Source organism: Pseudomonas extremaustralis (assembly GCF_900102035.1).
Taxonomy (GTDB): Bacteria; Pseudomonadota; Gammaproteobacteria; order Pseudomonadales; family Pseudomonadaceae; genus Aquipseudomonas; species Aquipseudomonas extremaustralis.
In genome coordinates this window covers 781,312-805,299 of record NZ_LT629689.1, presented here as the reverse complement: position 1 = coordinate 805,299, position 23,988 = coordinate 781,312, and the positions used below count along the sequence as shown (strand labels likewise).

Here is a 23,988-nt window from a genome sequence, read left to right as displayed (position 1 = left end):
AAATTTCCTCGCCTAATAACCAGTCATCTCCAGGTACCCCACCCCGCCCTCGAACCGCACCGGCCCTTCCCAGTACGGAATGCTCAGGTTCATCCAGGCGTTCGGGTTAACCGCTTCGGTGGTGATATCCAGCTGTTTGCCGGGAATTTTCAGCGACCAGCGGGTGGGAATGCTGCGTCCATCGATGGCCGTGGTGCGTACGGGCGCCAGTTGGATATCGGCGTTGTGCAGGGTCTGGGTATGGCCCTCGCGGTCGATCCAGGTGCCGGTCAGGTAGGACCTGCCGTCGGTTTGCCGTACCCGGAACAGCATCAACTGCTCGCCACGGTCCAGGTGCAGGGAGAACCAGTCCCAGCCGGTCTGGCTGGCGCTCAAGGGTTGGCTGCTCCATTCGCGGTCGAGCCAGGCGGGGCCGCTGACCTGGTAGGTTTTGCCGTCGATGCTGAGGCTGCCTTCGGCGCTGAAAAAGGGCTGGCTGTAGTAGTACGACGCCTGGCCCTGGTCGGATTTACGGCTGTAGCCGTTCTCGCCCTGCAGCACCAGCGGGCGGCTGGAGGTCAAGTGCAGGTCGTAGGCGAATTGCGCGGCGCTGGCCTTGAGTTGCAGATCCGCCAGGGGGCTCACGGCGCCGGGGCGGGTGGAGAAACGCCAGTCGTCGATCCAGGCGTCGAAGGGCGCCGCCTGGGCCCCGGCCTGGCCGACGCCGCCACGGGCGTAACGTTCGGCGGCGTAATGGTGGGTGGCGGAGGTGACGGCGGCGTGGCCGAGCCAGATCGTCGAGTCTTGCCAGCCCGCCTGGCTCGGCCCGGCCTTGAGGGCGTTGCGAAACAGCGTCCATTGCACGCCGAACGCATTGCCCTGGGCATCCTTGAGGTTGGCGGTGACATACCACCACTCGATGCGAAAGCCCGCGTGGGGGCCGTGGTCCTCGGGGAAGCTGAAGACTTTTCCGGGCACCACCTGGGCAAAATCCGCCGCGTCACTGCCAAGGCCAGCGAAGCTTTCCGGCGGCGCGGGGGGCGCATCGCACGCGCTCAATAACACCAAAACCGCGCACAGCAGCGCCTTACGCTTCATGGGCAAATGTCCTCAACAGGTCGGCCGGACGGCTGCGATACAACTGCCACAACGGCCAGGCCGAGGCCAGGAGCGTGGCCAGCAGCGCCAGGCCGAGCAATTGCGCCAACTGCCAGGGGAATATCTGCAACGGCAGGCGCCAGCCAAAGGCCTGCACATTGATCACCGCGTCCAGGCACCACGCCAACAGCAGGCCCAGCGGCAACGCCAGGATCAAGGTGAGCACCGCCAGCAACCAGGTCTGGCCCAGGTTCAGCAGCATCAATTGGCGGCGCGTCACCCCCAATGCCCACAGCGGTGCGAGTTGGCCCAGGCGGCTTTGGCTCTGGGTCAGCAGGCTGATGAACAGCGCCACGCCGGCCACTCCCAGGGTCAGGCTGTTGAGGGCGGCGGTCGCGGCGAAGGTGCGTTCGAACACTTGGCTCGACCAGCCTTTGAGCTGCTGCTGATCGACGATACGGCTGTCGTCCAGGGCAAACGCGCGCTGCACCTCATGCACCAGCGGCGCGACCTTCTCCGGCGACACCCGCAGGTTGAAGCGCGCCGGCGTCAGCGTCGGCCAATGGGCCAGCAGGTGCGCGGCGTTGACCAGGATGTGGCCCTTGGGGTTGCCGTAATCGGCGTAGATACCCACCACCGTGGGGGTCCACTGCCCTTGCGGCGTGGGAATGCTCACCGTATCGCCGAGCTGCACCGCCAGCCGCCGCGCCAGTTGCTCACTGAGCATCAGCGTGTCGTCTTGCTGCAAGCGGTCCCACGGCGTGCTGGCGGCGTCGAGCAACGGCCAGTGCTGGCGATAGGTCGGGTCGTCGACCACGCCAAACAGATCCGCCGGCCAGCCCTGCAACTGCACGGCGACCTGCCAGGTGGGCAGCACCGTCTGCACCAACGGTTGTTGCATCAGCCAGGTATTGAGTTGTTGCGCCTGGGCCGGGGTTTGCGGGTTGAGGTACAGCTCGGCGGTCAGCCGCTGTTCCAGCCAGTTCGAGAAGGTGTGACGAAAGCCCGAGGTCATCGAGCCCGCGCCGATATTGGCGGCCAGGGCCAATAGCAGCGCCATCAGGGCCAGGCTCAGGGCCGGCAGTTGCTGGCGGCAGTCGGCGAGAAACCATTGACCCAGCACCGAACGACTGCGCCCCAGCACCATCGTCAACAGGCCGTTGAGCAGCACCGGCAAACCGAGGGCGGCGCCGAGCAGCAACGCGGCCATCAGCACAAAGCCGGCGGCCAGACTGTCGCCCTGCCACAGCGCCAGTAGTGCGATCAGCAACGCCGTGGCCGCGACCCAGCCCTGGCGCCGCAACCAGCGTCCATGGGCCTCCTGCCAGGCCTGGGCGTTGGCCAGTGCCAGCAACGGCAAACGTGCCGCCCGCCACAGGCTGCCGGCGCCGGCCAGCAACGCACCGAGCAGGCTCAAGCCCAGCCCCGCCAGCCACCACCACGGGCTCAGGTTCAATTGCCCCGACACCTCGGTGCCATACAGGCCGCGCAGGCTGGCGGCCACATCCGGCAGCAGCAGGCTGGCCAGCAGGTAACCGCTGGCGACGCCCAGCACGCCGCCCAGCACCGACAACACCCCCAGTTCGACACCCAGGCCGAGGATCAACATCCGCGCACTGACCCCGCAGGCACGCAAGGTACGCAGCAGCCCGCGCCGTTGCTCCAGGGCCAGGCCGATGGCGGCGTGCACGATGAACAAGCCCACCACAAAGGACAAAAAGCCCAGCGCGTCGAGGTTCAGGTGAAAGCTCTCGGTCAGGCGTGCGAGGTTGTTGTCCTCACCCAGCTTGAGTTGCAGTGCGGCCGGCGGCGTGGGATGGCTGGCGGCGAAGGCCTTGTCCACCAGCAGGCGCGACAGTTGGCCGGGCATCGCCAACAGCGGCTGGGCGAAGCCGATGTCGGTGAGCAGCAGGCCGGGCGCCATGTCGGCCTGCACCTGCAAGGGCGGCAGGCGCTGCCCACTCAGCGTCAGCGGTTGCTCGCCTGCGTGCAGCCCCAGGGCCTGCAAGGTCTGCGGGGCGATCCAGGTACGCCCCGGCGGCGCAAAGAAGGCGAGCATTTGCGCCTGGCTCAAGCGTTGCCCGGCCACCGCGCCGCTGCCGGGCAACGACACCGGGTCGATGCCCATCAATTGCAGGCGCACATCCTCATGCCCCTGGAGTTGCAGCCGCCCCTGGACCACCGGCGACACCGGCCACCCGGCACGGCGCAACTGGGCGAACAGCGCCTGGGGGAAACCGGCACCGTCCGGCGCACTGAGGCTGGCCTGGGGTTCGCCGCCGATCAATTGGCTGGCGCGCGCATAGCTGTCACGCGCCTGGCTGTTGAGCGCCTGCACCCCGGTCAACAGCGCGGTGGCGAGCCACAGCCCAGTGAGCACGCTGAAAAACTGCACGGGGTGCCGCCGCCAATGACTGAGCAGCGCGCGCAGTGTCCACATAAACACCGCCATCTCAGCGCGCGTCCGCAGGCAGCACGCGACCGCGATGCAGCACCACCTGGCGGTCCAGACGCGCGGCGATGCGTGGGCTGTGGGTAACCATCAACAGGCTTGTGGGGGTGTCGCGCAACAGGTCCAGCATCAATTGCAGCACCTCGTCGCTGGTGGCTTCGTCGAGGTTGCCGGTGGGCTCGTCGGCCAGCAGCAAGCCTGGGCGCGAGGCCAGCGCGCGCCCCACCGCCACCCGTTGCTGCTGGCCGCCGGAAAGTTGTTCCGGGTAACGCTTGAGCAAGTCCCCAAGACCCAGGCGTTCCACCAGTTGCGCCTGCCATCGGGCATCGAAGCGCCCCGCCAGCCGCGCCTGGAAGGCCAGGTTGTCGTCGACGCGCAAGCTGCCGATCAGATTGAACTGCTGGAACACCAGGCCGATCTCGGTACGCCGCCAGTGGGCCAGTTGCGCTTCGCTCATGCGGTCGAGACGCCGCTCGCCGACCTGGATGCTGCCGTCATCCACCCGGTCGAGCCCCGCCACCAGGTGCATGAGCGTGCTCTTGCCGCTGCCCGACTCGCCCATCAAGGCCAAGCTACTGCGCGCCGCCAGATGGAGGTCGACCCCGGCCAACACCGCCAATGGGCCCTGGGGGGTCGTGTAGCTTTTGAAGACACCTTGCACCTGCAGCATGGGAACGCTCGTTCGATGGCCGGCCATCGAGAATAACGGCTGCGGATCAAGGCCATGCAAATTTTTCACATGCATTTCACCGCGCACCGACTCACGCCACTTTAAATTGCCGGCCAAGCGTGACCCATCGACAACTTGTTAGTTGCCACGCCCACCCACTTTTAACGGCACCCTGTTCAGCGAAAAGACAGCAGCCCTGTGACAGTTTCTTTTTGGCTACGGGCATTCGCCAATACGTTGCGCCTAATGAAAACAACACTGCCAACAGTGCCTATGGTGAAGAAAGTGATCGACCTGACCCTGACCAAGCCGCGTTCGCTGCGGGCCATGACCAAGCGCGTGAAACCGTTGTGGCTGGGCATCGCCGTGATCGGTCTGTTGCTCACTGCCAGCCTGCTATGGCCGGGATCTCCCCGTGACCTGGGTGTGGGCAATCGCCTGATGACGTCCCAGGTCCTGCCCCTATGGCGCGACGGCGACGTGATCGTGCTGGTGCGTCATGAAGAGCGCTGCGATCGCTCCACCAACCCGTGCCTGGGCCCGGCGGAAGGTGTGACGGTCAACGGCAGCCAACATGCGGAAAACCTCGGCAAAGCCTTTAAATCATTGGGCATGGACGGCACCGACACCCTCGCAAGCCCCGCCATTCGCACGGCCCAGACCGCGCGTTTCATGTTCGGCAAAACCGAGCTGACCGCCAGCGAAGATGCAGTCTGCGGCGCGGCCATGGGCGAAGAATTGCTCAGCCACAAGCAGCCTGGGCGCAACTTGGTCTTCATCACCCACAGCGGCTGCATCGGCGACTTCGAAAAAGTCCTGGGCTACCCCCATGCGAAGTTCTCCGAGTACGGCAGTTCGCTGTTCGTGCAGGTCTTGCCCAACGGTAAATTCAAGGCCCTGGGCATTGTGAAAAGCGCAGACTGGCCGAATGCGTTAAAACAACGCTAAAGGCTCTAGCACCAGCCTCCGCAATTAATGTTCAGCAAAAAGACAGGCCTGTTCTGGCATGTTTAGTTGCGCCCTTTCATTTAAGGACGTCATGAATACTTCCTGTTATTTAGTGACCGCTGTGACATATTCCGCTATTACTTCACTACTTCAACATTGCGCAATTAAACGTCAAGGAGCGACGTTGTCATGACCCGATTAAAACCCCTGCCGATTTTATTACTCGCCTTTGTCGCGTTTTATCTGCTGCCCCTGGGCCTGCACGGCTTATGGACCCCGGACGAGACCCGTTACGCCCAGATCAGCCAAGAGATGCTGCTGAGCGGCAACTGGGTGACGCCGCACTTCATGGGCATCCGCTATTTCGAAAAACCGGCCGGCGGCTATTGGCTGATCGCCCTGGGCCAGGCGGTGTTTGGCCAGAACCTGTTCGGCGTGCGCATCGCTTCGGCCCTGACCACCGGTTTGAGCGTATTGCTGGCCTACCTGATTGCCCGTCGGATGTGGAACGACCCACGCAAAAGTTTCGCCTGCGCCCTGCTCTACCTGAGCTTTGGCCTGGTGGCCGGGCAAGCCGGGTATTCCAACCTCGATCCGCAATTCACCCTGTGGGTCAACCTCAGCCTGGTGGCCCTGTGGTTCGCCCTCGACACCACCACCACGCGCCACCGTCTGATCGCCTGGGCCGTGCTGGGCCTGGCCTGCGCCATGGGGTTCATGACCAAGGGCTTTCTGGCCTGGGCATTGCCGGTGCTGATTGCCGTGCCGTACATGCTCTGGCAACGGCGCCTGGGGGAGTTGCTGCTGTACGGCCCGCTGGCGGTGGGGGTGGCCGCGCTGGTGTGCCTGCCGTGGGTCATGGCGATCCATCTGCAGGAACCGGACTTCTGGCGCTTTTTCTTCTGGAACGAACACATTCGCCGCTTCAGCGCCGACAACGCGCAACACGTGCGGCCGTGGTGGTTTTTCCTGCCGATTCTGGTCGTGTCCTGCCTGCCCTGGGCCGCGCTGCTGCCCAATACGCTGCAACAGGCCTGGAAGCAAAAACGCCAGCCGTCGATCGGCTTCCTGACCCTGTGGCTGCTACTGCCGCTGGGGTTCTTCAGCCTGAGCAACGGCAAACTGCCGACCTACATCATGCCGTGCCTGCTGCCCCTGGCCTTGTTGATGGGGCACACCCTGGTCGACCTGCTCAACCGCGGCAAAGCCCGCGCCCTGTGCCTCAATGGCGTGATCAATGCGGTGATCGGCCTGGCCGCCATGGTCGGCCTGATCTACCTGCAAGTCGCCAGACCGCTGTACGGCCACAGCCATGCCGAGATGTTCAGCCTGTCCCTGGCCTTTATCGTGCTGCTGGTGTGGGTGCTCGCCCACCTGCTGCAAGCCGTGCGCCCGCTGACGCTGTGGGCCATGCCGGCGCTGGGCATCGGCGTGCTGGTGATCCTGCTGCCGGCCAGCATGCCGGCGCAGGTCACGGACAACGAAATGCCCGACCAGTTTGTGCTGGAGCACCTGGATGAACTGCAGCAAACCCAAGCGCTGCTGAGCAATACCCTGGATAACGCCAGCGCCCTGGCCTGGCGTCTGAAGCGCCCGGACGTGACGCTGTATAACACCGAGGGCGAACTGCAATACGGCCTGCAATACGCCGGTTCCGTGCATCGCAAAGTGGAATTGGACCAGGTCCAGGCCTGGCTCGACGAAGCACGCCGCCACGGTCCGGTCGGCGTGCTACTGCAGGTCGCCAGCACCAGTGAAATGCGCGAGGCCGGGCAACTGCCGCTGGGTGGCAAACGCTATGCCAAGGGCCATCTGGAACTCATCCTCTACCCACAGGTGCCTTGATGCTTCGATTTTTCAGGACCGAGCGCGGCGCCCTGCTGCTCTTGCTGGGCGTCTCGGCCTTGTTGCTGCTCACTGGCCTCGGCGCCCGCGACCTGTGGGGCCCGGAAACCCGCTGGGCGAACATCGCCTTGCAGATGCTGCAAAGCGGCGACTATTTCGACCCGTACCTCAAGGGCGTGCCGTACTACGACAAACCCCTGCCCTCCTACTGGCTGATCACCGGTTTTTCCCACCTGATGGGCGGCCTCGGTCCCTGGTCGTTGCGCCTGCCATCGGTGATCGGCGCCTGGCTGAGCGTGTGGCTGGTGTACCTGATCGGCGAACGCCTGTTCGCCAAGGGCACGGGGTTGATCGCCGGCTGGATGCTCGCCACCACCTTCTACTTTCTGTTCTGGGCGCGAGTGGCCACGGCCGACGTGCTCACCGTATGCGGCGTGCTGGCAGCCGTGTGGTGGTACTGGCGCGGGCCGGATGACACGCGGTTGGGACGCTACACGGTGTTTTTCCTGATACTGGCGCTGACGTCCCTGCTCAAGGGCCTGATCGGCTTCGTGCTGCCCGGCCTAGTGCTGCTGCCGCATGTACTCAGCGAACAACGCTACAAACGTCACCTCAACCTGCGCCTGCTGCTGGCGCTGCTGATCGCCGCGGCGGTGTATGCCACGCCGTTCGTGCTGTCCCACGTGTACGGCGCACCGACCTATGGCGAGAGCGGCCTGGCCCTGGTGTTCCGGGAAAACGTGGTGCGCTTCTTCGACCCGTTCGACCACATGGGCCCGATCTACACCTACCTCATCTACTTGCCGGCCTACACCCTGCCCTGGGTACCGTGCTGGCTGCTCGGCCTGTGGCTGGCGGTGCGGCACTGGCGCCAGACGCCGCCCAATGTGCGCTGGCTGGTATGGGGCCTGGGCCTGTTGTTTGTGTTCTTTACCGCCAGTGGCAGCCGGCGCAGCTACTACGTGTTGCCACTGGTGCCGTTCGCGCAGTTGTTGGGCGCGTGGTGGCTGAGCGAACGGCTGGCGAACAAAACCGCCAGCGGGCCGCGCTGGCAGAAAGGTTTTGCCTTCACCGCCGCGCTGTTGCTGCTGATCCTCGGCGTGGCCTATCCCTGGTCCAACGGCAACGGCGGCGTGACCCGCTTCGCCCAGGACGTGCAGGCCCAAGCGGTCAAAATCGCGCCCTGGAACCAATGGCAGATGGTGCTGGTGGAAGTCGACAACAAACTGCCCATGTACCTGCAGAATGGCGGCCCGCCGTTCTACTACGTCGCCCAGACCCAGGACTTCCCGCGCCAGGGCGACAGCGCCGCGTTCATGGCCTGGCTGGACACCACCAGCGGCCAACACTTCGACCCGCAGCGCACGATTATCGTCGCGCCGTTCTCCAAGGACGACCCGACGCCATTGGCCTACCTGGGGGCGGATCATCAGTTGATCAGCACCCAGCCGGACAACGGCGAGCGGCTGTTCAAGCCGCGTGAGGAAGGCAGTGTGGCGTTCATCCCGGCCTCACCGCGCTGATCGCGCCTCAGGTGCGCTCGGTTTTGCCAGAGGGCAGCACGTCGGCCGGCGCCACGCTGCTGCCCAGCCCCGCCACCTGCGCCTGCACCGCCCGCCCCTCGGCACGATTGCGAATGAACCCGGCGCGAGTAAAGCGCTCCAGGAAGGGTACCGGCAAGGCTTGGTCCGGGGCGACCGACGGGTTTTCGGCGATATCGCCGAACAGGGTGTAGGCCGCGCTCGGCAAGTGGCGGGTATTGAGATCGCCGGTGAGCCGACCGTCTTGCAGGACGATGGCGCGGTTGGTGACCCGTTGCAGATCGGACAGGCGCTGGGAAATGTACAGAATCGCCACCCCGCGCGCGCGCTGACTGTCGATCAGGCCGAGCAGACGTTCGGCATCGGCTTCAGGCAAGGCGGCGGTGGGTTCGTCGAGGATCAGCAGCCTGGGTTGCAGCGCGAACGCACGGGCCAGCACCAGCAATTGGCGGTCGGCGCGGCCCAGGCGCTCGACTGGGTATTGCAACGGCAAGTCCAGGCCGAGCCCGGCGGCAATGGCTTCGGCGCGGTGCAACAGGCTTTTGCGGTTGAGCAGAAAATCGGCGTCGGGCTGGCCAAGCTCATCGAGCAACAGGTTCTCGGCCACACTCAGGCCCGGGGCGATGGCATCGTCGAGGCTCTGATGCACCGCCACAATGCCGACCCGCCGCGCCGACAATGGCGAAGTGAAGCGTTGGCGCTGCCCATCGACCCAGAGCTCCCCGGCATCCGCCGCTAGGGCGCCGCTGAGGATTCTCACCAACGTCGACTTGCCTGCACCGTTGGCCCCCAGCAACGCCACGCCCTCGCCCGGATAAATATCCAGACTGACCTGATCCAGCGCGCATTGCGCACCAAAGGTCTTGCACAGGCCCAGCAGACGAACCAGGGGCTCGGGGGCAACGGGGTTGCTCATGGCTAACCTCAATGGCGCAACGATGACTCATTACAACGCCCGAAAGCGCCGATTTATTCCGTACAACAATGAGTTAGGTTCCGAATTAAAGGCATTACCTCAGGAACAATCCAATAGCTGAATCGAATAGCGAAATGCTTTTAGGCTATAAGCGGATTACCCCCCGGTCACAGGACCGTTCTTACGCAACTTTCGGGTTGCGTCCGATGAACCTCGTCGCTAACCTTCGCGGGTCGCTGCAAATTCAGCGAATGGGTGTGGTAGCCCAGTTCTCTCATAGACCCCAAAACGCTCAAGGGCGTTTTTTTGTGCGGGCTGCTTTGTGGCGGCTGTGCATGGGAGGCTTCGGCCTGCCGGGTTTCTATGACCGGTCTACCACCCCGTGTACAGTCGCCTCCTGACTTCGTGTGGTAGCGAAATGGAGGTGCTCATTCATAGGAGTTTCACCATGAAAAAAGCCACACCCAACCCCCCTCCGTCCTCCTCGACCAACATCGACCCGCCCCCTGAAATAATCTTTACCGTCCGTGCTGGCCTGAGCACCGAAGCAGCCTTGAGCAATGCCAGCGAGATGCTGGAATCGGCGACGGTCTGTGCATACGACTGCGCGGAACACCTCGATGGTCAACACCGCAAACAAGTGCTGGCAGTGGTGCAAATGATCGAGATCGCACAGTTATTGGTAGATGACGCATTGAACCGGGAGTGTCCGGTGGCCTGATGCCGACCGGGCTTTTGTGGCAAGTGGGCTTGTCGCGGCTAGTGAGTTTGTCGCGGCGAGCGGGCTTGCCGACCCGACCACCTACCAATGCCCCATCGCCAGACTGAACGGCGAAAACTGCCCAACCTGCCACTTCAACGCCAACGCCGCCGGACGCCGCACGAGGTGTTCCACCGTCACCGTCCACAACCGCTGCGCTCCTTCGAACGCCGCCACTTGCGGCCCGTCGAGGATCAGCGTCGTGCGCCCGGCCACTTGCAGCACCGCGCCAGAATCGAAATCGATAAATAACAACCCCGCCACCGGGTTGGCCGCCAGGTTGCCCAGGGTGTTGAAGAACAGGTTGCCGGCGAAGTCGGGGATGGTCAGCACATTGCCCTCCACGCGCACGAAGCCGGTGTTGCCGCCGCGATGGGACACGTCCACCGAGCGTTCGCCGTCCAAGTCCACGTAGCTGGCGACGAAGAACGTGTCGGCGTTGCGGATCATCGTTTGTGCAGCAGCGTCCAGGCCGTTGAGGCGTTCGACCTGTGTGCCGGGTTTACGCGCGATCCCGTCCACCGGGCGCAGTTGGATGTACTTGGGGCAGTTGCCGAAGGTCTGCACCACATCGACCGAAAAACCGTCGTGGTCCAGCCAACCGATGCGGCCGTTCATGCGGTTGCGGCGGCGGGTGCTGAGGTCGATGCCCAGCAGGCCCACGGCGGCGCCATTGCGCAGGGCGGCCCGTGCTGGGTCGCTGCTGGATGGCAGGCTGTCGACCTGCAAGGTGTACGGGTCGGGCGAGTGGGCAAAACCCGGCGCGCCTTCAATCATCGTCGCCCAGGGAAGGCCCTGCTCATCCACCACGCCAAGCAGCAGATACGGCAACAAGGGATAGAAATCCCGATGCTGTTCGGGCAGGTGGTCACGAATCACCTTGGGGCCGATCATGGCCATGCGCTCGGCCACGCCAACGGTTTCTTGCACCTGCCGTTCGCCGGCATGCCAGGGGGATTGTTCGCTCGGGTTCATGGCAATCGCCTCCGTGTGGGATGTGCCAAGACTGCGCCCAGCCCGCCAGCGAGGGAATAACCACCCCCGGCAATCCAGCATTACGCCAACTGAAATGCCGGATGCCCGCGCAGGGCCGCCACGCAATGATCGACAAAACTGCGCACGCGCAGCGGCGCCTGGCGGCCTTCCCGGTACACCACCTGCACAGGCAGCGGCGGCGGTTCATACGCGGATAAGACCCGGCGCAATTGCCCAGCGTGCACAGCGTCATGAACCGGGTAACTCAAGCAACGAATCAACCCCGTGCCCTGCACCGCCGCGTTGATCGCGCCTTGCACCGTGGAGCAACTCAAGCGCGCACGGGCCTTGAGCGAATAGCCCTGGAAATCCCAGTCGACCCGATTGGCGCTGGCGATCAGGCGATGCTGTTTCAGCGCTTCGGGGTGCCGGGGTTCGCCGTGGGCCGCAAGGTAGCGGGGACTGGCGCACAGGATAGAGCGCACCTGCCCCACCGGCCGCGCGATCAACGATGAGTTGGGCAGTTCGCCCACCAGGATCGCCACGTCCAGGCCCTCTTCGTGCAGGTTCGGGTAGTAGTCGTGATAGCGCACAGTGAGGCGCACGTCGGGGTGGCGGTCCATGTAGTCGGCCAGGATCGGCGCCATCACGTAGCGACTGAACAGCACCGGCAAGAACACCCGCACATGGCCCTGGGCCTGCACCTGCAAGCCCAGGGCCGAGGCTTCGGCGGCATCGACGGCGGCCAGCAGGCGCACGCAGTCGGCCAGGTAAGCGTGCCCCGCGTCGGTCAAGCTGACGCCCTGGGTACTGCGCAACAGCAACGCCACGCGCAGGCGCGCTTCCAGACGTGCCACCGCGCGCACCAGGGTCGCGCCCGACACCTGGGCACTGCGCGCCGCCGCGGCCAGGCTCGGTTGCCCGGCCAGCGCGGCAAACAACTGCATATCGCGATAACGCTCCATCAGCCGCGCCGCTGCCGGGTCGGGTTCAGGGCTACGTCCTGGCCGAGCTGCTGGCTGAGGAAGTCGACAAAGGTATGGACCTTGGCCGGCACGCGCCCGCGGGGGTGGAACACCACCTGGATCGGCAGCGCTGCCGGCTCAAAGTCCTCCAGGACAATCTCCAGCTCCCCGGCCGCCACCGCCGCCGCGACCTGATAGGACAGTACCCGCGTCATGCCCCAGCCCAATCGCGCCAGGTTGATCGCCGCATTGTTCGCGGTGACCACCAGGCGCGGTTCGATGGCCACCGTCAGCGGCTGGCCGCCCTCGGCAAAGGTCCATTCGCTTACCCGCTGGCTGGCGGATGAGGTGACGAGCCTGGCGTCACGCAACTGCGCGGGATGCTGGGGCCGCCCGTGTTGGTCGAGATAGCCGGGCGATGCGCAGACCACCCGGCGCACCTCTCCCACCTTGATCGCCTGTTGGTCGGGCTCGTGCAGATGACCGATGCGCACGGCCACATCGACGCCTTCATCGGTCATGTTGACCACTCGATCGACCAGCAACGCGTTGATATTCACCAGGGGAAACTGCTCCAGATACGCGCCCAGCACCGGGGCCACATACAACTCACCGAACAGCACCGGCGCGGTCACCGTGAGTTGGCCGCACGGGATCGAATAACTGCCCGCCGCCGCGTCCTCGGCCTCCTCCAGCTCGGCAAGAATGCGCCGGCAATCGTCCAGGTAACGCTGGCCCGCTTCCGTCAGGTGCAGGCTGCGGGTGGTGCGCGCCAGCAGTTGGGTGCCGATGCGTGCTTCCATGGCGGCGATGGCCCGGGTCACGCTGGGCGGCGAGGTGTTCAGGCGCCGCGCGGCGGCGGCAAAACCCTCCTCCTCGGCCACCGTGACGAACACCTGCATTTCATGGAATCGGTCCATCGACGCGCCTCGTGAGAATTACTGTGATTGCAGCCCCACCGCCGTGCGCGGCATGCCGACAAACCCCGGCAAGGCTTCGATGCTCGCCAGCCAGGCGCGTACATGAGGGTAGTCGGCCAGCGACACATTGCCTTCCGGCGCGTGGGCCACGTAGGTGTAAAGGGCGATATCGGCGATGCTCGGCTGCTCGTCGACCAGGAAGCGCGTCTGGCTCAGTTGCTGCTCGAGCACTGCGAGCAAGGCGTGGGAGCGGCTGATGGCGGCGTCGAGATCGACCGGCGCCCCAAACACCAGGGCCAGGCGCGCGCTGGCAGGGCCGACGTGCAACTGCCCGGCAGCGACCGACAGCCAGCGCTGTACGCGGGCCTGCCCCAGAGGGTCGGCGGGCAGCCATTGACCGTTGCCGTATTGCGTGGCGAGGTAGACCAGGATCGCGTTGGAGTCGGCAAGGACGGTGCCGTTATCGTCAATCACCGGCACCTGGCCGAAACGGTTGAACGTGGCGAGGAACTCCGGAGTCTTGTGGGCGCCTTGCGTGAGGTCGACCAGCACGAATTCGCTGGGCAGCCCCAGCAGCGACAGCATCAGCTCCACCCGATGGGAGTGGCCGGACAGCTTGAAACCATAGAGTTTGATCGGATGCGTAGACATGAAAAGCTCCAGAAGGTGGGGGTTCGACACCACGCATGTTCCGCCGCTGCCCCGGCTGATGGAATCACCAGGTTTTACAATCGAGCATTTCACCCACTGAAACAATCACCTCGACGATCAGCGTTCTTCAAGCCGATCGCGTAGAAACCGGTGGCTGCTGGAGGGGGTTCTGGGTGCGGATCATCAGATGGTCACCACGCAGCCGGATAACGGCGAGCGGTTGTTTTGCACGCGTGAGGATGGGAGCGTGGCGTTACGGCGGCAAACTCGCCGCATGAATAAAGGCCTCATCCAAACTGGACGCACCGTATGTCTTCAAAAAACCTTTCGCATCAGTGAAGTGGTTGAAACGCTGCTGACTCAACATATAAAAGTTATCGCAATGAGCAACGATTTCATCGACATTGTGCGACGAAACCAGCACCGCGACGCCTTCTGCTGCTGCGCCCTCCAGGCATTTCCAGATGTAATGTCGAAACTCTGGATCTACACCCGCCGTAGGCTCATCCAAAATCACGAAGTCTGCGTTGGCGGAAAGCAGGGATAACGTGAAAAACCAACGCTTTTCACCGTAACTACAAAGGGAGGATTTTTTCTTCCAGATTGCACAATATCGCTCTGCTACCCCCGGGGCCCATTTTTCAATTTTTTCCAGCGCGTGCCGTTGAGTAATTTCGTTCTCCGAACAAAACAGCATCATCATCCTAAAGACATCAAACATACGAAACACAGTGGGTGTCGTAATGGTTTGCGACAGGTAAAGCAGCTTTGAAAAAGAACTGCAAACGTCACCGCCATCTACTTTTCTCAAACCACACACCACATCAAAGAAGGTGGTTTTCCCCGAACCGTTAGGCCCTAACAAACCCGATATCGAACCCGCCTCCACTCTCAACGAAGCCTTATTAAACAAAACGTGGCGCGCAAACCTGACATCGAGTGAATTTACAATAAGCCGCTTCATCAATAACGACTCCACACTGGATTAACAAGCAAGAATTTAAATGTCATCCATAACGAGCATCCAAATAAGAAAACAATAGCCATGACGGCATATTTCAGCTCAGCCACGCCGATCAACATAATGTGATTCGCCCACCCCATCGGATTGAAAACACCAAGCAGCTCAAAGAAGGGATGAGAAGAACGCTCGCTAGAAACTCCTAACGCCAACATCGCAAAAGACAGTATTGAAAAAACAGTGTTTGCATTTTGAAAACCCAAGGGAATCAGCGTCAACAAAAGTGACATTATGGAAAACATTAGAAAACAGATATAAAACCTACCGACGATAATAAATAACTCCGCCACCCCCATAACACCATAGTGACCTCGAGTAGAAACATAAAAAACTGCACAATAGACCAGCGACATGAATGAATAGGCCAATACCTGCCCGACCAGGAAAATAATTTTTGTACGCGCCGTGTATACGAAGGACCGTAAAAACCCGCTTTCCCTCCGGCCAACCATATAAAATGCCAAACCAAAAAAAGCCACACTGGACGATACAAACGCATAAAACCACGAGGTACTTGAAAGATAATTACCTGACCTATCGCTTGCCGGCAATCCAGCGTAATTAATCAGATAAAATGTAACTACCGGCGACAGGACAGTCCAAAACAGTGCAACTGGCTCTTTCAATTGTTCCTTGATAAAAATTTTCGCCAACAGAAGAGGTTTAACCAGAAAGTAATAACTCATCATTCACCTCACGGAAACGGCACCATTTTTTTCAAGCGGGTTGACAGCATCTGACATTCAAAGTCTTTAGAGCACTTATTTATTGAATTTATATTCTTTTCGCTATTCCAGGCGACATATATTTACTGAGCACACAGTCAAAGCCATTAACTTTAGAAGCCTTCGAATAGAAATATCCTGAAATATTCTCGCCTTTCAATACCGATAAATTCCCAGCCAGTGTGAAGCTGACATTTGAAGTTTTTTCTTGTCCCTTGGCGTCAATCTGCACATCGGTGATGTTTTGGTGAGTCTCATATAAAGGCGGCAATCCAAATTTAGTTCCCATAACAAAAAATGCAACTTCTTGAATTTTCCAACGCAGGAAACTTCATCAGTTAAAATAGGAAAATTCATTCACCAAAATCAGAACATCAACAGTTGCGCATCAAGCATATATTGCAAGCCGTCACAAGCCTCAACTAAACATCCATAAAAATTAGGAATTTACAAACACCTAACAACTATCCATAGACGTTCTTCAATTGTGGAGAGTGCTTATAAAAACCGAGCGCTTACTCAGGCATCCGATAACTAATACGACGAACGGTAGCGTTTTTTAGCTACCCACGTTAATTGGCCGGGCTAACGGCACTCAGCGCTCCTCAAGCCGATCACGCAGAAACCTGTGGCTGCTGGAAAACAACCGCCGATACGTGAGCAGCACCGCCCCCACTGTGCCCAGCGCCGACGATGCGGCGATCAGGAACATGATCACGATCTGATAACGCACTGCGTCCACCGGGCTCTCCCCCGCCAGCACCTGGCCGGTCATCATGCCCGGCAGGCTGACGATGCCGACCACGGCCATCTGGTTGAGCGTCGGGATCATCCCGGCGCGCACCGCCTGGCGGATCGCTTCCTGGGCCGCTTCCCAGCGTGTACCGCCCAGGGCCAGGATCATCTCGATGGTGTTGCGCCCGGTGGCCAGTTCCTGGGTCATGCGCTCTATGCCCAGGGACACGCCGGTCAGGGTATTGCCGAGGATCATGCCGAGGATCGGGATCGCGTACTGCGGCTCGTACCAGGGGTGGATGCGGATCACTGCAAACAACCCCACCGCCGTCACCAGCCACGAACTGCCCCACACCGACAGGATGCTGTCGACCCGCTGGCCCCGATAAGTACGCCGCCCGCGCCCCGCCGCGGACAGGCCGGCAATCAGGGTCATCGCGCACATCAACGGCAGCACCACGTACCAATAGGCGAATTCGAACACCCAGCCCAGCAGGTAACCGATGGCCAACAGTTGCACCACCGTGCGCACCGCCGCCCACAGCAATTGGCGGCCCAGGCCCAGGCGCAGCAGCAAAGACAGCGCGCCGTTGATCAGGATCAGCGACGCGGCGATGCCCATGTCCAGGGCGCTCAGGTTTTGATAGTTCATGGCCGGACCACCTCGCTCAACACGCCTGCGCTCATCTGCAAATGGATGTCGCTCATGCGCCGGGCCTGCTCCAAGTCGTGGGATACCCAGATACACGCGCGGGCCTTGTCGCCGGCGAACCAGGCGTTGATCAACGCTTCCACTTCGCGGGAGGACGTGGGGTCGAGGGCCGCAGTGGGCTCGTCCAACAGCAGCACTTCGGGGTCGAGTTGCAAGGTGCGGATCAGCGACACCACCTGGGACTCGCCGCCCGACAAGTCCGCGGCGCGCTTGTCCAGGAAGTCCGCGGCCTTGCCGGCATGCGCTAGCAGTGTGGTGACGGCATGTATATCGAAACGGCGCTTGCGCAGGGTCTTGAGGCTGAAGGGAAAGCGCAGATTGTCTTCGACCGAGCCTTCGATCAGCGCCGGACGTTGGGACAGGTAGCTGATATGGCTGCGGTAATGGGGAATCTGCGCGTCGGTGATCGCCTGGCCGTTCCACAGGATCTGCCCCGCACTGGGCGCGTCCAACAGCGCCAGCATGCGCAGGAACACGCTTTTGCCGGAACCGGAAGCACCGGTGATCGACACACGGTCGCCCCGGTTCAAGGTGAAATCCGTGGGCTGGAGCAAGGGCACCTGGCGGCGCTCGTCCATGCGCGTGAGGGCGCGGGTTTCGATCAGTGCGCTCATGGACGCGGGGTTCCTGGTTGAATGTGTCAGGCGCCATGGTGACGCAGGCGCGCACAGTTTTCATGAAAAAACTCAACCTGTCGCCACCCCGATGGCTCGGCGCTTCGCAGTCAACGGACAGGAACACGCCATTTGCAATCGTGCCCCGCTCTGCCTATATTTCCCGCCGGGCGCTCTCTACGCCTCCTTCCGCGGAAAGCGCTGCGCCCAGGACATTCGAGCAACACCTCATTTCTACGACTCCCCACCTTGAAGCGGAAAAGGTTTGTACAAGGAGCTCGTATGTCGCAACGCCCTGTTTCTTCCAACACCGATGGCCGTCTCAACCTTGAGCAACAGCGCAAGCGCGCCAAGGAATGGTTGGCGCAGCTGAAAATCCAAGACCCGGACGCCACCTTGTCCCAGGCCCAATGGCAGATCGCCAAACAGTTGGGCTTCAGCAGTTGGCCCAAGCTCAAGGCCCATGTCGACGCCCTAGACTTCGCCGCCCGCCATCCCGACTTCAACGCCAGCGACGAAGCCCGCACCACCCACTGGCGCTGCGGTAATGACATCGCCCATAGCCTGCAGGTGGCCGGCTTCAAGGGACCCTTCCAGATGCTCACCGACCCGCTGTGCATGGGCCCGGTTCGCGAGCTGCCCGCCGAAGCATTCCGCGCCATGCGCAGCGCTTTTATCAGCCACGCCTTTGCCATGGACAGCACGGAGGTGGCGCGCCGCGTCGACGACGAATACCACCAGCTCGAAGCACTGGCCCACGCCGAGCACAGCGTGCTGTGGTGCGAGGCGGATGCCTATGACCAACTCTTCCTGATCCGCGCCCTGGCGGGCCTCGATCATGTGCCACCCCGGCTGGAGCTGATCGAGGTGGATCGCATTCCCGGCGTCGAGCGGTTTATCGGCATCGGCCAACTGGCGCCCGACGTCCTCGCCTGGTTATGGCCGCAGCGCCGCTTGATCGATGACGACGCGCTGCAACTGGCCAAACAGGCCTGGTCGGCGTATTGCGCCCCGACACCGACGGCCTGGGCACAACTGGCCCACGGCAGCCATCCCGCGCTGCCCTTGCTGGCGCCGGCGCTGTTGCGCCAGTTGCAGGAATTGCCGGGGACCCAGGATGGCCTGTCACTCACCGAGCGCCTGGCCCTGACCTGCCTCGCCGAAGCCGGGCCGATGCCGTTTGGACGCGTGTTCGCGGAGCTGATGGCCAAGCGCGAGCCGCTGCCGTTCCTGGGGGACATGATGTTTCATGCGCTGTTGCGACCGTTGATCGAGGCCGAGCAGCCGTTGCTCACCCAAACCGAGGCGCATCTGGACTGGCCTCGGCGCGTGCTGGCGCTCACACCGTTGGGCCACCGGGTGCTGAGCGGCGACACCTATTGGCTCGATCACGCCAGCCATGAACGCTGGGTCGGCGGAGTGTGCCTGCAGCCCGGCGGCGCCCATTGGACACTGGACGCTAACGACCTGCCCGTATGGCGCGACTGAGGCGGCAGCGCTTCGCGATACTGGCGTTCTATGGCATGTTGACCGAAACAGGTGACGGTCCAGCGCCATGACACTGCAACAGCTCAATTACTTTCTCGCCGCCATCGAGCATGGCACGTTCTCGAAGGCGGCGGAGAGCCTGCATCTTTCCCAACCCTCACTGTCCGAGCAGATCCTGCGGCTGGAGGAGCACCTGGGCACCCATGTGTTCATTCGCACCAATCGCCGACTGGTGCTCACCGAAGCCGGGCGACGCCTGCTGCCCTTCGCGCAAGGCATGGTGACGTCGGCGCGCCAGGGTTTCGAGGCGGTGCAGGCGGTGCGCGAACTGTCCGGCGGGGTCGCCAGCTTCGGCACCTTCGGCACAGCCCACCACTACTTCCTCACCGATCTGATCGAACAGTTCCGTACGCAGCACCCGGACATGCGTATCAAGATCGTCGGCTACAACTCTTCGGAAATCGCCGAACGGGTCAGCCAGGGCGAACTCGAGGCGGGCCTGGTGATGTTGCCCATCAAGCAGCAGAACCTGGCCGTCAGCGAACCGGTATGGTCGGCCCAGGTGGGCTATATCAGCGCCGACCCCGAGCGCCTTAAAAGCCCCAAGAGCATCCGTGACCTGGCCGTCGCCCCCTTGATCCTCACCGAAGCGCGCTGGCAGGCCGCCGACCCGATTCGCAAGCTGCTGACACAGATGGCCGCCAAGGGTGGCGAGGTACTGGACCCGATCATTGAAGTCGAGCACCAGATCACCGGCTTTGAACTGGCGGCACGCGGCCTCGGCGACGTGATTGCCACACGCCCGATCCTGCATCAGCTGGGCTTCAACGACCGCCTCGGCTGGGTGCCCATCACCCCGGCGATCTTCGAGGTGTTCGGCTTTATCCATCGGCATGACACGCCCATTTCACCGCCGACACGGGTGCTGATCAACCTGATGCGCAGCCACTTGAGCCGTATCCAGACGCTGTATGCACACCTGGAGACGCTTTAGCCATAGGTATCCCCTATAGGAAGCACATGACTTAGCCCATTCATCCGCCGCTTGCCTGGCCGGATACTCAAACCACGGACGCCAGTCACAGGCGCTTCCAACGTGCGAAGAATGGAGAGTCAGAATGTCCGACCACTACTGCATCATTGGCGCCGGCGCCGCAGGCCTTGCGGCCCTCAAGACCCTCACCGACGCCGGCTTTCGGGTGGACTGCTTCGAGAAGTCCGGCCGCATCGGCGGCCACTGGAACACCGACTACGATGCCCTGCACCTGATCACCCCCAAAAGCAGTTCGTTTTTCGACGGGTTCCCCATGCCGGCCGACTACCCGGTGTACCCGAGTCGCGATCAGGTCAAGGCGTACATGAACGCCTACACCGATACCTTCGGCCTGCGCGAAAAAATCACCTTCGACACCGAGGTACGCAGCCTCACCCCCCTGGACGACAACGGCGAAGGCGGCTGGCAGGTGACCCTGGCCGATGGCCGCAGCCGGCGCTATGCCGGGGTGCTGGTGGCCAACGGGCATCTGTGGGATTGCAAGATCCCCGAAGTCGGCCAGGGCTTTACCGGCGTGTCGGTGCACTCCGGCGAATACCGCAACGTGCAGCAGCTACACGGCAAGGTGCTGGTGGTGGGCTTTGGTAACTCCGGCTGCGATCTGGCGGTGGATGCCGCCCAGGCGCGCCTGGATACCACCATCGCAATTCGTCGCGGCCAACTGTTCCAACCCAAGACACTTTTCGGCCTGCCTCGCGGCGAATTGCCGCTGCTGGGGCAGTTGCCGCCGGAACAACAGAACATGCTCATGAATCTGCTGATCATGGCCAGCGTCGGTACTCACAAACACTATCCGGGCCTGCCCGCGCCCGAGACCTACGATCTGGATGCTCAACCCCCGGTGGTCAACACCCTGCTGCTGTATTGGGTGCAGCATGGCCGGATCAAAATCGCGCCGGGGATCGAGTGCATCCGGGGCAAGACGGTCACCTTCACCGATGGCAGCCAGGCCGACTACGACACCATTGTCTGGGCCACGGGGTTCAATACCCGTCTGCCGTTCCTCGACGAAAGCCTGCTGCAATGGCGTGACGGCGTACCGCTGCGCACTGCGGCGATGACCTTGCCGACCAACCTGGAAGGCTTGTTCTACATCGGCCTGGGAGCGCCCCGCGGCCCGCAATGGCCGGTTTATTGCGAACAGACCAAGCTGGTGATGCGCTTCCTCGCCTTGCGCGCCGCCGGCATGAAGGGCCTGGCCGCCAAGTTCGCCCAGTTGCAGCCGGCCGAGTCGCGCATCGACATCGTCAAGCGCGAATGGCTGGCCAACTACCAGGACACCCAACGTCAGCTGGATGTCCTGGAACTGACCTTGCAACCCAGCGCCCCACGCCCTCAACTCGCCTGAACGGACACCTACTTATGAGCCATGCACCTCACGCCAGCGTCCTCATCACCGGCACCTCTTCCGGCATGGGCCAAGCCGTCGCGCAACGCTTTGAGACAGAAGGCTGGCACGTCGTTGCCGTCGACCTGACGCCCAGTCCAAAGGCGGCCAGCAGCGTGTTTTCTCCGGTGGTCGGTGACATCACCGATGAGGCGGCGCTGACCGCTCGCATCGACGCCGCCCTCGACGGCAAGCCGCCATTGCGCGCGGTGATCAACGCTGCGGGCATCTTCCCCACGTCGTCCCTGGAGACCTATAGCGAGGCGCTGTATCGCAGGATCTTCGATATCAACGTGCTGGGCTCACTGAATATCGCGCGGATCGGCACGCGTCATCTCAAAGCGGCGGGCGGCGGTGCCATTGTGTTTTTCGCCTCGGTGGACGCGTTCACCGTGTCGAAAAACCAGTTGCTCTACAGCGCCTCCAAAGCGGCCGTGGTGTCGATGACGCGCAGCCTGGCGATCGAGTTGGCCGACCACCACATCGTGGTCAACGCCCTGGCGCCGGGCTGGGTCGACACCGAAGGCACCCGCGCCGGCGGCCGTATCGACGCCGCCGTGGCTTCCATCCCCCTCAAGCGCGCCGCGCGCGTGGAGGAAATCGCCGATTGGGTCTGGCAGTTGAGTGCCAAGCCCGGCTATGTGACCGGCGAATCGTTGTGCATCGCAGGAGGTGTGTTTATGCGCTGACCGCGAATACCTCGGGCCCCACGCGCCAGACGTGGGCCTGGCTCCCTATTGACTGCTGCCTCACTACAATTATTCCAGAGGGCAATATCATGGGCGAAGTTTACCCTTCCTCGATTCATCCTGATTCATCCACCGCGCGTGCGCCGGCGGAACTCTCGTCCAAACGCTTGAGCAAGGCGGTGGTCGGCGTGACGCTGGGCAATATGGTCGAGTGGTTCGACTTTGCGCTCTACTCATCGATGGCCGGCATTATCGGCCGAACGTTCTTCCACGATGACGACCCCACCGCACAACTGATGGCGATCTACGCCACCTTTGCCGCAGGTTTCCTGATACGCCCCCTGGGCAGCCTGGTCTTCGGGCCCATCGGTGACAAATGCGGTCGCCGCACCGCGCTCTCCCTGAGCATTACCCTGATGGCCGTGGCGACTTTCGCAATCGCCTTGATCCCCAGCTACGCCAGCATTGGCGTGTTCGCACCACTGCTGCTGGTCCTTATGCGCCTGTTGCAAGGCCTCTCCACCGGTGGCGAGTACGGTGGTTCCTGCACGTTTATCGCCGAACACTCACCAGATAAACGCCGCAGCTTTTTTACCAGTTGGCTGGAGTTCGGCAATATTTCCGGTTTCTTGCTCGGCGGTGCCGTGGTGAGCTTGTTCACCCTTGGCCTGGGCGAGCAGGCCATGCAGGAGTGGGGCTGGCGGGTGCCGTTCGCGATAGGCGGCCTGCTCGGCCTGATCGCGCTGTACCTGCGCCTGGGCCTGGAAGAGACCCCGGTGTTCAAGGAAATCCAGGAGCAGGAAAAACAGCAAAAGACCACAGCCCCCAAGCAAGGCCTGTTCAAAATGCTGGTCAGTGAATGGCCGCAGGTTTTGCAGTGCATGGGCCTGGTGACAGTGTTCAACGTCACCTACTACATCATCCTGGGTTACATCCCCGGCTACCTGGAAAACGTGCTGGGGTACAGCAACGCCTTTGCCATGGGCCTGGGCATGACCGCCACGCTGTTCATGCTGGTGCTGATCCCGGTCTCCGGTTTGCTCGCCGACCGGCTGGGGCGCAACCGGATGATCATCAGCGGCTGCCTCTTGCTGATCGTCATGGCGTTCCCCTGCTTCATGCTGCTGCGCACCGGGAACGTGGCATTCCTGCTCGCCGCGCTGTTGATCCTGACCCTGGCCCAGTTGTTCTTCGAAGGTGCGATGCCGGCGACCATGACCTCGCTGTTCCGTGCACGGGTGCGCTACAGCGCCCTGGCCCTGAGTTACAACGTGGCCGTGTCGTTGTTTGGCGGTACTGCGCCGCTGATCAATACCTGGCTGATTTCCGCCACCGGCAACCCGATGATCCCGGCCTGGTACCTGATCGCCGGCGCTGTGGTGGGCCTGATTTCGATCCTGTTCGTCAAGGACTCCACCGGTAAACCCCTCCCAACATGAGAATGACCATGACCAGCCAAACCGTAACGCGACAAAACTTTTCCTCGGGCGGCCAGTATGAATCGGTGTTCGGTTACTCCCGTGCGGTGCGCGTCGGCAATCACTTGCACATCTCCGGCACGTGCGCCTCGCCCGACTATGAACACAGCAACGCCTTCGAGCAGGCCCAGGCAATTCTGGTCACTGTCAACAAGGTACTGGCCGATGCCGGCATGAGTACGCAGGATGTGGTGCGCACGGTGGTGTATCTGCGCGATATCAACGATGCGCCGCTGGTCGCCAAGGCCCACAGCGAGGTGTTCGATGGCATCCGTCCGGCCAGCAGCCTGATCCAGGTGGACTCGATGCTGCGACCTTGGCAGAAAGTTGAAATAGAGACTTATGCCATCGCGGCTGACCTCTAG

General features: G+C 62.3%; 22 protein-coding genes. 10 read left to right on the top strand and 12 right to left on the bottom strand.

The genetic code is table 11. The annotated features are described in order from the left end of the window. Nucleotides 1-12: 12 nt before the first annotated feature. The 3 genes from BLR63_RS04085 to BLR63_RS04075 are packed head-to-tail and all read right to left on the bottom strand — an operon-like array spanning nucleotide 13 to nucleotide 4,199. Nucleotides 13-1,077: a lipocalin-like domain-containing protein gene (locus BLR63_RS04085; RefSeq protein WP_010565734.1), complete on the bottom strand. Its 1,065-nt coding sequence runs from the start codon at nucleotides 1,075-1,077 to the stop codon at nucleotides 13-15. Next, nucleotides 1,067-3,529 carry an ABC transporter permease gene (locus tag BLR63_RS04080; protein ID WP_010565735.1) on the bottom strand — a complete coding sequence of 821 codons (2,463 nt, stop codon included), beginning with the start codon at nucleotides 3,527-3,529 and terminating at the stop codon, nucleotides 1,067-1,069. The genes BLR63_RS04085 and BLR63_RS04080 overlap by 11 nt, the downstream gene beginning before the upstream one ends. A gap of 1 nt (nucleotide 3,530) precedes the next feature. Then, nucleotides 3,531-4,199, bottom strand: coding sequence for an ABC transporter ATP-binding protein (locus tag BLR63_RS04075; RefSeq protein WP_010565736.1), 669 nt, complete (start codon nucleotides 4,197-4,199; stop codon nucleotides 3,531-3,533). Between the two features lie 273 nt (nucleotides 4,200-4,472). Between BLR63_RS04075 and pmrG the strand changes: the two genes are divergently transcribed. The 3 genes from pmrG (at nucleotide 4,473) to BLR63_RS04060 (ending at nucleotide 8,515) form a co-directional block, all read left to right on the top strand. Then, the gene (gene pmrG / locus BLR63_RS04070) at nucleotides 4,473-5,147 is read left to right on the top strand and encodes a lipopolysaccharide core heptose(II)-phosphate phosphatase PmrG (RefSeq protein WP_010565737.1); all 675 of its coding nucleotides are present in this window, start codon (nucleotides 4,473-4,475) and stop codon (nucleotides 5,145-5,147) included. 189 nt (nucleotides 5,148-5,336) lie between these two features. Further along, entirely contained in the window at nucleotides 5,337-6,992 is a 1,656-nt protein-coding gene (gene arnT, locus BLR63_RS04065; RefSeq protein WP_010565738.1) for a lipid IV(A) 4-amino-4-deoxy-L-arabinosyltransferase, read from the top strand. Further along, entirely contained in the window at nucleotides 6,992-8,515 is a 1,524-nt protein-coding gene (locus BLR63_RS04060) for an ArnT family glycosyltransferase (RefSeq protein WP_010565739.1), read from the top strand. Before arnT ends, BLR63_RS04060 begins: the two co-directional genes overlap by 1 nt. A gap of 7 nt (nucleotides 8,516-8,522) precedes the next feature. On the opposite strand, the gene BLR63_RS04055 is transcribed toward BLR63_RS04060, so the two are convergent. Beyond that, nucleotides 8,523-9,449 carry an ATP-binding cassette domain-containing protein gene (locus tag BLR63_RS04055; RefSeq protein WP_010565740.1) on the bottom strand — a complete coding sequence of 309 codons (927 nt, stop codon included), beginning with the start codon at nucleotides 9,447-9,449 and terminating at the stop codon, nucleotides 8,523-8,525. A gap of 448 nt (nucleotides 9,450-9,897) precedes the next feature. Between BLR63_RS04055 and BLR63_RS04050 the strand changes: the two genes are divergently transcribed. Continuing rightward, the gene (locus BLR63_RS04050) at nucleotides 9,898-10,170 is read left to right on the top strand and encodes a DUF6124 family protein (protein ID WP_010565741.1); all 273 of its coding nucleotides are present in this window, start codon (nucleotides 9,898-9,900) and stop codon (nucleotides 10,168-10,170) included. An 81-nt stretch (nucleotides 10,171-10,251) separates the two neighbouring features. Here the strand turns inward: BLR63_RS04050 and BLR63_RS04045 are convergent, their stop codons facing one another. The 8 genes from BLR63_RS04045 to BLR63_RS04010 form a co-directional block, all read right to left on the bottom strand. After that, on the bottom strand, nucleotides 10,252-11,184 hold the full coding sequence (locus tag BLR63_RS04045) for a pyridoxamine 5'-phosphate oxidase family protein (protein ID WP_010565742.1): 933 nt from the start codon (nucleotides 11,182-11,184) through the stop codon (nucleotides 10,252-10,254). An 80-nt stretch (nucleotides 11,185-11,264) separates the two neighbouring features. Next, nucleotides 11,265-12,149: a LysR family transcriptional regulator gene (locus BLR63_RS04040; RefSeq protein WP_042947031.1), complete on the bottom strand. Its 885-nt coding sequence runs from the start codon at nucleotides 12,147-12,149 to the stop codon at nucleotides 11,265-11,267. Next, complete coding sequence (locus BLR63_RS04035) at nucleotides 12,149-13,069, bottom strand: LysR family transcriptional regulator (protein WP_010565744.1); 921 nt, start codon at nucleotides 13,067-13,069, stop codon at nucleotides 12,149-12,151. The genes BLR63_RS04040 and BLR63_RS04035 overlap by 1 nt, the downstream gene beginning before the upstream one ends. Before the next feature lie 18 nt (nucleotides 13,070-13,087). Then, nucleotides 13,088-13,720 carry a glutathione S-transferase family protein gene (locus BLR63_RS04030; protein WP_010565745.1) on the bottom strand — a complete coding sequence of 211 codons (633 nt, stop codon included), beginning with the start codon at nucleotides 13,718-13,720 and terminating at the stop codon, nucleotides 13,088-13,090. A gap of 253 nt (nucleotides 13,721-13,973) precedes the next feature. Beyond that, the gene (locus BLR63_RS04025) at nucleotides 13,974-14,684 is read right to left on the bottom strand and encodes an ATP-binding cassette domain-containing protein (RefSeq protein ID WP_010565746.1); all 711 of its coding nucleotides are present in this window, start codon (nucleotides 14,682-14,684) and stop codon (nucleotides 13,974-13,976) included. Continuing rightward, nucleotides 14,684-15,427 (bottom strand): hypothetical protein, encoded by a 744-nt coding sequence (locus tag BLR63_RS04020; protein WP_010565747.1) that lies wholly within the window; start codon nucleotides 15,425-15,427, stop codon nucleotides 14,684-14,686. The genes BLR63_RS04025 and BLR63_RS04020 overlap by 1 nt, the downstream gene beginning before the upstream one ends. Before the next feature lie 634 nt (nucleotides 15,428-16,061). Further along, nucleotides 16,062-16,853: an ABC transporter permease gene (locus tag BLR63_RS04015; protein ID WP_010565748.1), complete on the bottom strand. Its 792-nt coding sequence runs from the start codon at nucleotides 16,851-16,853 to the stop codon at nucleotides 16,062-16,064. Next, nucleotides 16,850-17,527 carry an ABC transporter ATP-binding protein gene (locus BLR63_RS04010; RefSeq protein ID WP_010565749.1) on the bottom strand — a complete coding sequence of 226 codons (678 nt, stop codon included), beginning with the start codon at nucleotides 17,525-17,527 and terminating at the stop codon, nucleotides 16,850-16,852. Before BLR63_RS04010 ends, BLR63_RS04015 begins: the two co-directional genes overlap by 4 nt. Before the next feature lie 282 nt (nucleotides 17,528-17,809). Between BLR63_RS04010 and BLR63_RS04005 the strand changes: the two genes are divergently transcribed. From BLR63_RS04005 to BLR63_RS03980, 6 genes are all read left to right on the top strand, one after another. Next, a complete protein-coding gene (locus BLR63_RS04005; protein ID WP_010565750.1) occupies nucleotides 17,810-19,015 on the top strand; it encodes a DUF1835 domain-containing protein in 1,206 nt (401 codons plus the stop codon). 67 nt (nucleotides 19,016-19,082) lie between these two features. After that, a complete protein-coding gene (locus tag BLR63_RS04000; RefSeq protein WP_010565751.1) occupies nucleotides 19,083-20,009 on the top strand; it encodes a LysR family transcriptional regulator in 927 nt (308 codons plus the stop codon). A gap of 124 nt (nucleotides 20,010-20,133) precedes the next feature. Beyond that, nucleotides 20,134-21,417, top strand: coding sequence for a flavin-containing monooxygenase (locus BLR63_RS03995; RefSeq protein ID WP_010565752.1), 1,284 nt, complete (start codon nucleotides 20,134-20,136; stop codon nucleotides 21,415-21,417). Between the two features lie 14 nt (nucleotides 21,418-21,431). Further along, nucleotides 21,432-22,145 (top strand): SDR family NAD(P)-dependent oxidoreductase, encoded by a 714-nt coding sequence (locus BLR63_RS03990; protein WP_010565753.1) that lies wholly within the window; start codon nucleotides 21,432-21,434, stop codon nucleotides 22,143-22,145. 89 nt (nucleotides 22,146-22,234) lie between these two features. Then, nucleotides 22,235-23,584, top strand: a complete 1,350-nt coding sequence (locus BLR63_RS03985) for an MFS transporter (protein WP_010565754.1) — start codon at nucleotides 22,235-22,237, stop codon at nucleotides 23,582-23,584. A gap of 8 nt (nucleotides 23,585-23,592) precedes the next feature. After that, nucleotides 23,593-23,988: a Rid family hydrolase gene (locus BLR63_RS03980; RefSeq protein WP_010565755.1), complete on the top strand. Its 396-nt coding sequence runs from the start codon at nucleotides 23,593-23,595 to the stop codon at nucleotides 23,986-23,988.

What these genes read in the sequence shown, in the direction of transcription:
- BLR63_RS04020 (WP_010565747.1), bottom strand. Translation starts at nt 15,427, where the DNA reads ATGAGTTATTACTTTCTGGTTAAACCTCTTCTGTTGGCGAAAATTTTT.
- BLR63_RS03980 (WP_010565755.1), top strand. Translation starts at nt 23,593, where the DNA reads ATGACCAGCCAAACCGTAACGCGACAAAACTTTTCCTCGGGCGGCCAG.
- BLR63_RS04045 (WP_010565742.1), bottom strand. Translation starts at nt 11,184, where the DNA reads ATGAACCCGAGCGAACAATCCCCCTGGCATGCCGGCGAACGGCAGGTG.
- BLR63_RS03985 (WP_010565754.1), top strand. Translation starts at nt 22,235, where the DNA reads ATGGGCGAAGTTTACCCTTCCTCGATTCATCCTGATTCATCCACCGCG.
- BLR63_RS03990 (WP_010565753.1), top strand. Translation starts at nt 21,432, where the DNA reads ATGAGCCATGCACCTCACGCCAGCGTCCTCATCACCGGCACCTCTTCC.
- BLR63_RS04040 (WP_042947031.1), bottom strand. Translation starts at nt 12,149, where the DNA reads ATGGAGCGTTATCGCGATATGCAGTTGTTTGCCGCGCTGGCCGGGCAA.
- BLR63_RS03995 (WP_010565752.1), top strand. Translation starts at nt 20,134, where the DNA reads ATGTCCGACCACTACTGCATCATTGGCGCCGGCGCCGCAGGCCTTGCG.
- BLR63_RS04010 (WP_010565749.1), bottom strand. Translation starts at nt 17,527, where the DNA reads ATGAGCGCACTGATCGAAACCCGCGCCCTCACGCGCATGGACGAGCGC.
- BLR63_RS04060 (WP_010565739.1), top strand. Translation starts at nt 6,992, where the DNA reads ATGCTTCGATTTTTCAGGACCGAGCGCGGCGCCCTGCTGCTCTTGCTG.
- BLR63_RS04080 (WP_010565735.1), bottom strand. Translation starts at nt 3,529, where the DNA reads ATGGCGGTGTTTATGTGGACACTGCGCGCGCTGCTCAGTCATTGGCGG.
- BLR63_RS04025 (WP_010565746.1), bottom strand. Translation starts at nt 14,684, where the DNA reads ATGAAGCGGCTTATTGTAAATTCACTCGATGTCAGGTTTGCGCGCCAC.
- BLR63_RS04005 (WP_010565750.1), top strand. Translation starts at nt 17,810, where the DNA reads ATGTCGCAACGCCCTGTTTCTTCCAACACCGATGGCCGTCTCAACCTT.
- pmrG (WP_010565737.1), top strand. Translation starts at nt 4,473, where the DNA reads ATGGTGAAGAAAGTGATCGACCTGACCCTGACCAAGCCGCGTTCGCTG.
- arnT (WP_010565738.1), top strand. Translation starts at nt 5,337, where the DNA reads ATGACCCGATTAAAACCCCTGCCGATTTTATTACTCGCCTTTGTCGCG.
- BLR63_RS04030 (WP_010565745.1), bottom strand. Translation starts at nt 13,720, where the DNA reads ATGTCTACGCATCCGATCAAACTCTATGGTTTCAAGCTGTCCGGCCAC.
- BLR63_RS04000 (WP_010565751.1), top strand. Translation starts at nt 19,083, where the DNA reads ATGACACTGCAACAGCTCAATTACTTTCTCGCCGCCATCGAGCATGGC.
- BLR63_RS04035 (WP_010565744.1), bottom strand. Translation starts at nt 13,069, where the DNA reads ATGGACCGATTCCATGAAATGCAGGTGTTCGTCACGGTGGCCGAGGAG.
- BLR63_RS04050 (WP_010565741.1), top strand. Translation starts at nt 9,898, where the DNA reads ATGAAAAAAGCCACACCCAACCCCCCTCCGTCCTCCTCGACCAACATC.
- BLR63_RS04085 (WP_010565734.1), bottom strand. Translation starts at nt 1,077, where the DNA reads ATGAAGCGTAAGGCGCTGCTGTGCGCGGTTTTGGTGTTATTGAGCGCG.
- BLR63_RS04055 (WP_010565740.1), bottom strand. Translation starts at nt 9,449, where the DNA reads ATGAGCAACCCCGTTGCCCCCGAGCCCCTGGTTCGTCTGCTGGGCCTG.
- BLR63_RS04075 (WP_010565736.1), bottom strand. Translation starts at nt 4,199, where the DNA reads ATGCTGCAGGTGCAAGGTGTCTTCAAAAGCTACACGACCCCCCAGGGC.
- BLR63_RS04015 (WP_010565748.1), bottom strand. Translation starts at nt 16,853, where the DNA reads ATGAACTATCAAAACCTGAGCGCCCTGGACATGGGCATCGCCGCGTCG.